The organism is Actinomyces bouchesdurhonensis (assembly GCF_963540955.1).
In the GTDB taxonomy this organism is placed as follows: domain Bacteria; phylum Actinomycetota; class Actinomycetes; order Actinomycetales; family Actinomycetaceae; genus Pauljensenia; species Pauljensenia bouchesdurhonensis.
This window is the reverse complement of the sequence record NZ_CAUTSL010000066.1, coordinates 1-11,146: the sequence shown is the minus strand read 5'-3', so window position 1 is coordinate 11,146 and position 11,146 is coordinate 1. Positions and strand designations below refer to the sequence as shown.

Here is an 11,146-nt window from a genome sequence, read left to right as displayed (position 1 = left end):
CCCCTCGAACACCTCCGCGGCATCGCCCAAGGATTCATCAACCACCGAAACTACCACCTACGCTGCCTCCTCCACCCCGGCGGATTCCAACACCCCCTACACCCTTAAATGCGAAGAGCCTGTTAACCCGACAACTGGCACCCTCAACCCCTCAATGCGCACGTTAACCCCTTAAGTGGAGCGTGGGCAGGTGTGCCCATACTCCACTAGTAGGGTCCAGCTGCGCACTGAAGGGTTGACACAGCCACCCATGGGGCCAGGCCGCCACAGGCCAAGCACGCACCAGCCCCACGAAGCCCCACACATCCACAGATCCGAGGCGCTCACACCAGTCACGAGCCAGCCGCGACGCAAATCGCTCGGACCTGAGTGGCACTACAACACTCTCTCACGTAACACGAAGCCGCAGGTGCCAGGCGCCGGTTTCACGTTCGACCTCGCGCCGATCGTGCCACACGGCAAGTGACAGGCAGCACCAAGACCACACCGAAGGGAGCGAGAAGCACCGATTCCACCATATTGCTTATTACCGATGGGGTGTTACACCCGATCAGGTGGAACCCTCCCAATAGAGCCAACACCCACCGACCCCGCCATGTTCGAGGACTACCCCGATCAGATGGAATCTTCCTGATGGGGCCGACCCCCATCGGCGGCGCGCCCGCGCAAGCACCCTAACGGACGACCGAAACACACGCCGCAGCCAGCACCCATCGGCGGCGCGAGAACGCCAGCGCCACCGAGGCCTCCCTCGACGATGCCTGAGACCAACCCCTGACCAATATACTTTGTCCTATAAGCCGATCAATCAACCTTCTGCTAGACCAGTACGAAGAACAGCTCATCCGCCCGCGATGGGATGAGATAACGCCTCACGGATGGAATGGCCCCGTACGCCCAACAGGGCGTACGGGGCCACGCATGCTGGTCCGTTTCTAGTTCACCGATCCGGTCAGCAGAGCGAAAAGCGACGTCAAGCGCTCGTTGCTGGGCAGATCATCGATGAAAACCTCTTCGCCATCAGAGTCGCACAGCGGCACACGCCAGTTCGGGTATTGATCCGCGCCCGTGCCCGGCATATTCTGCGGCCGGACGTCTCCCACCGCATCGACGAGAGAAGCAACGACGAGCTTGGACGGAACCTTGGCGACGTAACGGTACAGGCCCTCGACGATCTCGCGCTCGCTTGGCTCCGATCCGTCGATGCACCCGTACTCGTGCAGGCGCTCCACAATCTGCTCAAGCTCTAGTCGATCGCTTGCACGCACGATCTCGATGTCATCCGTCAGCAAGCCCAGCTCGCTACGCAGCGTCGTCTGGATGCCTCGGATGTATCCAAGAGTCGGCGGCAAATCGTGGATGTTGACTGCAGCGAGCGCGCGATCACGGTAGTGCTCGGGGCGCAGCGGCCATCCGCCGCCGTCCTTCTCAAACCACACGACCGACGTTCCCAACACGCCGCGGTCGCGCAGGTAGTCACGCACCCACGGCTCGACGACACCGAGGTCCTCGCCAATGACGACAGCGCCTGCACGCTGTGCCTCCAGCAGGATGACGCCCATCATGGCCTCGTGGTCGTAGTACACGTACGTCCCCTCGGTGGCCGCGCAACCCTCCGGGATCCACCACAGGCGGAACATACCCAAGATGTGGTCGATGCGGACGGCACCGGCGTTAGCCAGCGCAGCGCGCACCATGTCACGCAGCGGCGTGTAGCCCGTCTCTGCGAGGGAACGCGGCGACCACGGCGGCTGTGACCAGTTTTGACCCTGCTGAGAGTAAACATCCGGCGGCGCACCCACACTCATGCCCGTCGCGAAAAGCTCGGGACGACTCCATTTTTCAGAGCCGAAGCCATGCACGCCCACGGCCAAGTCAGCCATGATACCGATTTCCATGCCGACCTCGTGGGCGACTTCTTGGGCGTGAGCTAGTTGCTCGGAGGCGATCCACTGGCACCACTCGAAGAAGTTCACACGGTCCGCCAGCTCGAGGCGCTCGAGCTCGACGCGCGGCGAGGACGAACGCTCAAGATCCTCGGGCAGCTTGATGGCACCTTCTCGTTCAACGAGGGCACACCACAGCGCGTAGTTGGACAGCTCCGAACCACCGTTTTCAACGAAGTGGTCGAACTGGGACTGGCGGTGATAGGAGCGCGGCGCGGTGAAAATGATGTCGAGAGCCTTACGCTTGGCTTCCCACGCACGATCACGGTCGATGAGGTCTTCACGGATGGCGAATTGACGGGTCTCATCACGCAGCTGCTCGATAGCGTCACGCGATGCCTGAGGCAGCGACGCATACTCCTCAATAGACTCGGGACGAATATAGATTGGGTTGACCCAGCGTCGGGACACCGGCAGGTAGGGCGAATCCTCCAGCGGAGAAACAGGCTGCGAAGCATGCACCGGGTTGATCAGGAGAAATTGAGCCCCCTTGTCTGCGCAGACGGCAGCCAGATCAGCCAAGTCGGTCGCATCGCCGATTCCCCAGGAGCAAGCTGAGCGCGTCGAATAGAGCTGTGCATTGACGCCCCACACGCGCCGCGATGACTCCAGGAGCGGCAGAGACAGAGAGTTCGGCACAATGATGAGTGTCGCAGATTCAACGTGGCCGCCCTCAACGGTGGCCACGAGCCGATGCCAGCCCAGCGGCAGCCAGTGAGGCACGTCGAAGGTTGCGCGGCCCACGAGCTGCCCATCAATCATGCGCGGCGGCACATAGCGATCGAGTTGCTCACACTGCCCTTTGCGTCCGTCCTCGAGAACCCACTGCACATTGACCCACGAGCCATCGGGCACGTGCACCCGGAACTCGTAGCCACCTCCCTGGCGAGCCACAATGGTCGGCGGGAGAGTACGGCGCCACTCGCGTTCATCGGTCAGGCGCATTGCGTTCTCAACGTCTCCGACTGTCGAAGACTCATCCAGGGGGAGTCCAAGTGCTCCGAGGACTTTCAGGAGGGTTGGCGCACCGACACCTATCCAATTCCCGTACCAATCCCAGAAACCGGTCGCGACACCGTTGACATCGGCGACATGTCGCAGCAGATCAATATTGTCAGATGCGGGGGAATGGGTATCCACGGAACAAAGCTCTCTACGTTGTGGGCTGAGGACACAAACAATTTTATGCGTGTGCCCGCTGTGACAAAGAATCCAAGGGTGTGTCATGGGCCACGCTCTTGATGGAGGCGATCATTGCGCTCGCAATATCGTCGGAGGAAGCCCCGCAAACAATCTGAACAACATCGCCCGAACGAACGACGGCCAACACACCATCGACACGCAGCGCGGCTTCATCAACTGCCCGCTGAGTCTTCACCTGAACACGGATACGCATCGTGCAGGGTTCGATCTCAACGATGTTGAGGTACCCTCCCAGCGCGTCGATGAGCGCTTGTTCAATCGCCATCGGAGCCCCTTTCACGCCATCGGCTTTTTGCGATTCGTATCACATAGTAGATGTGACCTGCACAAAAGGCAAGTGGGGTCCGCAACATGAACATCCACACTGTCAAGCCGCTCAATAAATAATTAACCCAACGGTCCCAACGATCAAATACACTCACAAATTATACTGTCAAGTTACGTGACATCTCAATGTGAACCTTCGACTCTCACCAAAAACGCAGCCCCCGAGGCATCAACACCCCGGACATACGCTCAAGCGGGGGAAGGCCCACAGACCCTCCCCCGCTTGAGCGATGAACATCAATCGCGCGTCAGCTTACGATGCGTGACACGGTGCGGGCTGGCAGCAGCCTCACCCAGGCGTTCCACCTTGTTCTTCTCGTACGCCTCGAAGTTACCTTCGAACCAGTACCATTTGTCAGGCTGTTCCTCAGTCCCCTCCCAGGCGAGAATGTGAGTGGCGACGCGGTCAAGGAACCAACGATCGTGGGTGACAACGACGGCGCAGCCCGGGAACGCAAGTAGAGCATTCTCCAAAGAACCCAGAGTTTCAACATCAAGGTCATTGGTGGGCTCATCAAGCAGCAGTAGGTTTCCACCCTGCTTGAGGGTCAGCGCCAGATTCAGGCGATTACGCTCACCGCCGGAGAGGACACCAGCCGGCTTCTGCTGATCTGGACCCTTGAAACCAAATGCCGACACATACGCACGAGAGGGCATCTCAACATTGCCAACCTGAATAAAGTCGAGTCCGTCGGAAACGACCTGCCAGAGGGTCTTGTCCGGATCAATGCCGGCACGAGTCTGGTCGACATAGCTAATCTTCACAGTTTCGCCGATGGTCAGCTCACCGCCATCGAGAGGTTCAAGACCAACGATGGTCTTGAACAACGTGGTCTTACCAACGCCGTTAGGGCCGATAACACCAACGATACCGTTGCGCGGCAAGGAGAACGACAGGCCGGAGATGAGCGAGCGATCACCAAAGCCCTTCTGAAGATCCTTGGCCTCGATGACCACGTTACCCAGGCGCGGACCCGGCGGGATCTGGATTTCTTCGAAGTCGAGCTTGCGGGTACGTTCGGCCTCGGCGGCCATCTCCTCGTAGCGGGCCAAGCGCGCCTTGGACTTGGCCTGACGTCCCTTGGCGTTCGAGCGAACCCACTCGAGCTCTTCCTTCAGGCGCTTGGCCAGCTTGGCATCCTTCTGCCCCTGAACCTGCAGACGCTTCTCCTTGGTCTCCAGGTAGGTCGAATAGTTGCCCTCATAGGGGTAGAGGTGGCCACGGTCAACCTCAGCGATCCAGCCGGCGACGTGGTCAAGGAAGTAGCGGTCGTGGGTGACGGCGATAACTGCCCCCGGATAGGAGGCCAGATGCTTTTCGAGCCAGAGAACGGATTCAGCATCCAGGTGGTTCGTCGGCTCATCGAGCAGCAGCAGGTCGGGCGCTTCAATGAGGAGCTTACACAGGGCGACACGGCGACGCTCACCACCGGAAAGCACGGAGACCGGCTGATCCGGCGGCGGGCAGCGCAGCGCATCCATCGCCTGCTCGAGCTGCGAGTCAATATCCCATGCGTTGGCGGCATCGATCTCAGTCTGCAACTTGCCCATCTCATCCATGAGGGCATCGAAGTCAGCGTCAGGGTTGGCCATCTCTTCAGAAATCTCATTGAAGCGGGCGAGCTTGCCTAAAATACCGGCGGCACCCAGGCGCACGTTGTCGATGACCGTCTTCGTTTCATCCAGGATGGGTTCCTGCATGAGGATTCCAACCGAGTAGCCGGGAGTCAGACGAGCCTCGCCATTACTGGGCTCGTCCAGACCGGCCATGATCTTCAGGATCGAGGACTTACCGGCGCCGTTGGGACCAACCATACCGATCTTGGCGCCCGGATAGAAAGCCATGGTGACATCGTCAAGGATGACCTTGTCACCGATGGCCTTGCGGGCCTTGATCATCTGATAAATAAACTCCGCCACGTTACTCCGTTCGGGTGGTTGGGGACGCGCTCACGCGCGCGGGATCTCCCCTATGGTACCGATCCCTCGCGCGCCAGGACGAGGCCCAGAGCAACGACGAGGTCGGTGATCCTCATCTCAGGGCAAAATCGCGGGAATTTCGCCACTTCCGCACAGTCACGGGCATCGTGCTTGGTTACGCCTCCGTAATGATTCATTAGAAACTATTGCAATTTTTTAAAAAGTGCGTGCATCTCTTCGACTTTTAAGACAAACTTTTAAGTACCGGGGCACCTGCGTGCCCCCGTCAAACTGCCACACACCGGAAGGAACGCACATGGTCACCCCGACGCGCATCACCATGGACGCGGTGCGCGCACCCATCTATCACGTGACCGACACTCCCTCCACTCTCGACCTGGCTGCCACCCTCCTGGCCGACACCGCCACAGCTACCCCGCACCTGACGACCATCATCGCCGATAGTCAAAGCGCCGGACGCGGTCGCCTCGGGCGCTCCTGGATCACCCCGCCCGGCCAAGCACTCCTGGCCTCAACCATCGTCTCACTCCCCTCCTCCCTTCCCGCCGAAGCCCTCGGATGGACCGTCCACGCCTGCGCCCTCGCCGTGCGCGACGCCCTGACAGCTCGCCTGGAACCCCTCGGCCACACTGTCACCCTGAAATGGCCCAACGACGTCCTAGTAGACGGGACACGGAAAATCTGTGGCATCCTCGCCCAACTCGCCCCAGCCTCGTCCCCGTACATGACCGCCGCGATTCTCGGCTACGGCATCAACATCGCCCAGGAAGCCGGGACTATGCCCACCGCCCAAGCCACCTCCCTACTGGCAGAAGGCGACAAACAGGCCGGAACCGCCCCCACGAGCGTCGCCCACGCACTCCTCGGCTCAATCCTCACAGGCCTAGACGAACGCATCCGCTCCCTCATCACCCACGGTGACGCCGCGAACGCTGGCTTGCTCACTGAAGCCGAGCAAGCCATGCCCCTCATCGGCACACGAATCGTCCTCGCCAGCCCCACAGACGCGCACGGTACGCCCGCGCGCGAAGGGATCGCGCTCGGTCTGGCCCCCACCGGTGCACTCCTGCTGCGCACAGATGACGGTACGACCGAGGAAATCAACGCCGGAGACGTCCTCACGACCGGCACCCCCCTGACTCTCGTTCACGACACCAAGGAGAAGCGTGCGAACAATTAACCGAATCCTCGTCGCTAACCGTGGCGAAATCGCCCTGCGTGTGTGCCGCACCGCCACCGACATGGGCATCTCCACGATCGCCGTTTACGCCGATCAAGACATGGCCGCGCCCCACACACGCGAAGCCGACGAGGCACTCTCGCTGGGCGGAGACGACGCCGCGTCCACATACCTAAACGGTGAAAAAATCCTGGCCATCGCCCTCGAAACAGGTGCTGACGCGATTCACCCCGGGTACGGATTCCTCTCCGAAAACTCCGAGTTTGCGCGCGCCGTCGAGGATGCCGGTATCGCGTGGCTTGGCCCCTCTTCTTCCGTCATCGATGCCCTGGGCGACAAAATCAACGCTCGCCGTATCGCGCACGAATGTGGCGTGTCCCCGGTTCCCGGAGTGTCCGAACCCGTGTCCTCACGAGCAGAGGTTGAAGAATTCATCGCGTCAGCAGGTTACCCCGTGGTGCTCAAGCGCGCCGACGGTGGCGGCGGTCGAGGCATCAGCATCATCCGTTCGGCATCCGACCTTGATCTCTTCTTCGCTCGCCACACAGACGCCGAGGATCTGGCCGCTTACTTCGTCGAACGTTTCGTCGAGGTTGCCCGCCACGTCGAAACCCAGTCCGCGCGTGACTCCCTAGGTAACTTCCACGTCATCTCGACCCGTGATTGCTCGGTCCAGCGCCGCAACCAGAAGCTCGTTGAGGAGGCACCCGCGCCCTTCCTACCTGAGGGCGCCCACGAGACGCTCGTCGCCGCTTCGCGTGCACTCTTCGAGCACGTGGACTACGTCGGCGTCGGCACCGTCGAATTCCTCCTCGAGCCGGATGGCAATATTTGGTTCCTTGAGGTGAATCCTCGCCTGCAGGTCGAGCATCCTGTCTCCGAAGAGGTCACGGGTATCGACCTGGTGCGCGAGCAGATCCGTATCGCTCAGGGCCTGGCACTCACGACTCCCCCCGAGCCCCGCGGTCACTCCTTCGAATTCCGCGTCACTTCCGAAGATCCCTCGAAGGATCTGACGCCCACCGCGGGCCGCCTCGACGAGGTTCACTGGCCCCTGGGACCCGGCATTCGCCTCGAACTCGGCATCGACCAGGGCGACTCCGTCCAGACGGCCTTCGACTCCATGATTGCGAAGATCATCGTGACGGGCGCAGACCGTGAGCAGGCACTGGCACGTTCGCGCCGCGCACTCGCCGAGTTCTCTGTTCAGGGCGTAGCCACCCCCGTCCCCGTCTACCAGGACATCATCAACGACCCGGACTTCTGCGGCGTGGGCGGCTTTAACGTCTCGACACGCTGGTTCGAGACCACGTTCATGCCTCACCACGACTATTCGGACTTGGCGACCCCCGACGAAGCCTCAGCCACGGCGGACCTGCCGCGCCAAACCTACATCATCGAGCTCGACGGGCGCCGAGTCTCCCTGACTCTGCCGGCCGGCATGTTCAACGCGCCTGCAGCCCACGCGCCACGCCCATCCCAACCGCTGCGCTCAACCCCGCGCCGCACCAGCGCGACCGCTACCCACTCTGGACCCCACCAGGGTGCCCCCGGCGACATTGTTGCACCCATGCAAGCCATCGTCGTCGCCCTGCCAGTCGCGGAAGGAGACCGCGTGGAGGAAGGCCAGCTCGTGGCCGTACTCGAGGCCATGAAGATGGAAAAGCCGCTGCTGGCGCCCCGCGCTGGCACCGTCACTTCCCTTGCCATCGCCCAGGGTGACACTGTCACGGCCGGGACGCGCATCGCCCACATCGCCACCGAGGAGGCCAAATGAGCACGACGAATACCGCCACGCGTGACAGTTTCATCCAGGCGCAAGACGCGATCGCCCAAGCAGCTGAAGAAAAGGCCGCTCAGCGCCAGCACGCCAAGCACAAGCTGACGGCCCGCGAGCGCCTCGCCCTGTTCTTCGACGACGGCGTATGGCACGAGGTCGGCCAGTTCATCGGCGGGTCGGTGCGCGCCGGCCGCATAGGGTCGGCTGTGGCCGCCGGATACGGTCGCGTGCAGGGCCGAATGGTGGCCGCCTACGCGCAAGATTTCTCGGTGATGGGTGGAACCCTGGGCAAAGTCGAGGGCGACAAGATCGTCGACCTGATCGACCTGGGTATTCGCATGCGCATCCCGATTGTCGGCATTCAGGATTCGGGCGGTGCTCGCATCCAGGAGGGCGTCGTCGCCTTGGCTCAGTACGGTCGCATTTTTAAGAAGACGTGCGAGGCTTCGGGGCTGGTTCCTCAGATTTCGATCATCCTGGGTCCGTGCGCGGGTGGCGCCGTCTACCAGCCGGCGCTGACCGACTTCATTGTGATGACGCGCGAAAACTCGCACATGTTCGTGACCGGTCCGGATGTCGTGGCAGCCACAACGGGTGAGAAGGTGACGCTCGACCAGCTCGGTGGTGCCGCTATCCACAACTTCCATTCCGGAGTGGCCCATCACATGGCGGACACGGAGGAAGAAGCGATCGACTACGTGCGTTCGCTCCTGGATTATCTCCCATCTTCGTGCGAGGTCGATCCCCCGAAGTACGAGTACATTACAAACCCGGAGGACGAGGCTGCGGCACGCGCGGTCGCGGACCTGGTTCCGACCTCAGCGCGTCAGCCCTACGACGTCCGAGATGTCGTGCGTTCTCTGGTCGATCACGGCGAGTACGTGGAAATCCAAGACCTGTTTGCCCCCAACGTGACGATTGGTTTCGCGTGCGTAGATGGCCAGTCGGTGGGTGTCGTGGCAAACCAGCCAATGAACGACGCGGGCACCCTCGATGTTGATGCGTCGGAGAAAGCCGCGCGTTTCGTCCGCTTCTGTGATGCCTTCGGCCTGCCGATCGTTACTTTCGTGGACGTGCCCGGCTACCGTCCCGGCACCGAGCAGGAGCAGGCGGGCATCATCCGCCGCGGCGCGAAGGTGATCGTCGCCTACGCGAACTCGACGGTTCCGATGGTGACCGTGATCCTGCGTAAGGCCTACGGCGGCGCCTACATCGTCATGGGGTCGAAGTCGATCGGCGCAGACCTGGCGTTTGCCTGGCCGGACGCGCAGATCGCTGTCATGGGTGCGGAAGGCGCAGCGTCGATCATGTATCGCCGTGAGCTGGCCGCTGCCCGCGAGAACGGCACGTTTGAGGAGACGAAGGCTGAGCTGGTCGCTCGCTACGAGGAAGAGACCGTTAACCCGGAGGTGTCCGTGTCCTCAGGCCAGCTCGACGGCATTATCGCCCCCGCCGACACCCGTCAGACCATCATCGATTCCCTGCATCTGCTGGCCTCGAAGGACCAGCGCGCCCCCCATGTGAAGCGTCACGACAACGGTCCCCTGTGACCGGTGCCGTTTGAGAAGTATTGTTCCCGATCGAAAGTATGAACATGTCGTTTGTGTCCTCTCTGAACGAGACTCCCTACGCGCTGACCTTCGCCGGTCAGGCGACCCCGTGGCGCGCCGCGCTCGACGAGATTGCCCACGATCCCGAGATCGCCGCGATCGTCGCTGGCGTCATCGAAGCCTCGGATAAGGTGCTCTCCCCCGTGCGCCGTTCGCTGGCCACGCAGTCCGTGTCGGTTCTACCCTTCGCGCTGCCCGCTCCTGACGGTGAAGTGGCCGTGACCCGCGAGGTAACTGGCCCCGACGAGGCCGCCCTGTCGGTTCCGGGTATCGTCGCCGCACAGCTGGGCGCGCTCATCGACCTGACGCGCGCTGGCCTGAACATCGTGGCGAACCGGCCCACCGCTTTTGAAGGTCACTCGCAGGGTGTGCTCGGTGTGGAAATCGCGCGCGCCTGGATCGCAGGGGACGAAGCGCGGGCTGCGTCTGTTTTCGCGCTCGCTCGCCTGATCGGTGCGGCTGCTGCCCGCGTGACGCGCCGTGCTCGCGCCCCCCACGCGGGAGACGCAACCTACATGGTGTCCGTGCGGGGCGTAAAGGATGCTGTCCTATCGCGCATTGTCTCTTCCCTGCCCTCAACGTCCCATCCGCTGTCGATCGCGCTGCGTAACGATACGGACACACACGTCGTCTCGGGCGCCCCGAACGACCTGGCGTCGCTGGTTGCCGCCATTGAGCGCGCGGCCGCTAAAGACAAGGCGGCGCACGACGCGCACGAGCGCGGCGGTCGCCCGCTGACCCCCGTGTGCGAGTACCTTCCGGTCTACGTGCCCTTCCACTCCCCCATGCTGGCCGACGCCCTCGCCCTGGTTGACGAGTGGGCAGCGCAGTGCGGCATCGACGCTGAACTCGCTCACCGCCTGGCAGCTGCCGTTCTGACTACCCCCGTTGACTGGCCCGCGCAGATTGGCGCCGCCGCTGACTCTGGCGCCACCTGGATCGTCGACATGGGTCCGGGGGCAACCACCGTGCGCATGACCCGTACCCTCGTCGAGGGAACCGGCGTCGGCGTGGTAGCCGCCGGGACCGCCGCGGACCGCGACAAGGCTGCGACCCCCGGCTGGACCCCCGAGCCGGGCACCGACTGGTCGCACCTGCGCCCCGGCCTCGTGACCCTGCCCGACGGCAAGACCGTCGTGGACACCGCCTTCTCGCGCCT

General features: G+C 62.4%; 6 protein-coding genes and 1 pseudogene. 4 read left to right on the top strand and 3 right to left on the bottom strand.

The features are described from left to right. Positions 1 to 935: 935 nt before the first annotated feature. The 3 genes from malQ to ettA form a co-directional block, all read right to left on the bottom strand. Positions 936 to 3,086 (bottom strand): 4-alpha-glucanotransferase, encoded by a 2,151-nt coding sequence (gene malQ, locus RYL44_RS09205; RefSeq protein ID WP_073983163.1) that lies wholly within the window; start codon positions 3,084 to 3,086, stop codon positions 936 to 938. Positions 3,087 to 3,129: 43 nt separating this feature from the next. Continuing rightward, the gene (locus RYL44_RS09200) at positions 3,130 to 3,414 is read right to left on the bottom strand and encodes a PTS sugar transporter subunit IIB (protein ID WP_073983162.1); all 285 of its coding nucleotides are present in this window, start codon (positions 3,412 to 3,414) and stop codon (positions 3,130 to 3,132) included. A gap of 299 nt (positions 3,415 to 3,713) precedes the next feature. After that, positions 3,714 to 5,396, bottom strand: coding sequence for an energy-dependent translational throttle protein EttA (ettA, locus tag RYL44_RS09195; RefSeq protein WP_073983161.1), 1,683 nt, complete (start codon positions 5,394 to 5,396; stop codon positions 3,714 to 3,716). Between the two features lie 316 nt (positions 5,397 to 5,712). Between ettA and RYL44_RS09190 the strand changes: the two genes are divergently transcribed. The 4 genes and pseudogenes from RYL44_RS09190 to RYL44_RS09175 form a co-directional block, all read left to right on the top strand. Then, complete coding sequence (locus RYL44_RS09190; RefSeq protein WP_073983160.1) at positions 5,713 to 6,597, top strand: biotin--[acetyl-CoA-carboxylase] ligase; 885 nt, start codon at positions 5,713 to 5,715, stop codon at positions 6,595 to 6,597. Beyond that, on the top strand, positions 6,584 to 8,374 hold the full coding sequence (locus RYL44_RS09185; RefSeq protein ID WP_073983159.1) for an acetyl/propionyl/methylcrotonyl-CoA carboxylase subunit alpha: 1,791 nt from the start codon (positions 6,584 to 6,586) through the stop codon (positions 8,372 to 8,374). Before RYL44_RS09190 ends, RYL44_RS09185 begins: the two co-directional genes overlap by 14 nt. Further along, the gene (locus RYL44_RS09180) at positions 8,371 to 9,927 is read left to right on the top strand and encodes an acyl-CoA carboxylase subunit beta (protein WP_073983158.1); all 1,557 of its coding nucleotides are present in this window, start codon (positions 8,371 to 8,373) and stop codon (positions 9,925 to 9,927) included. The genes RYL44_RS09185 and RYL44_RS09180 overlap by 4 nt, the downstream gene beginning before the upstream one ends. 44 nt (positions 9,928 to 9,971) lie before the next feature. Next, positions 9,972 to 11,146, top strand: a pseudogene (locus RYL44_RS09175) (type I polyketide synthase); the annotation flags it as partial.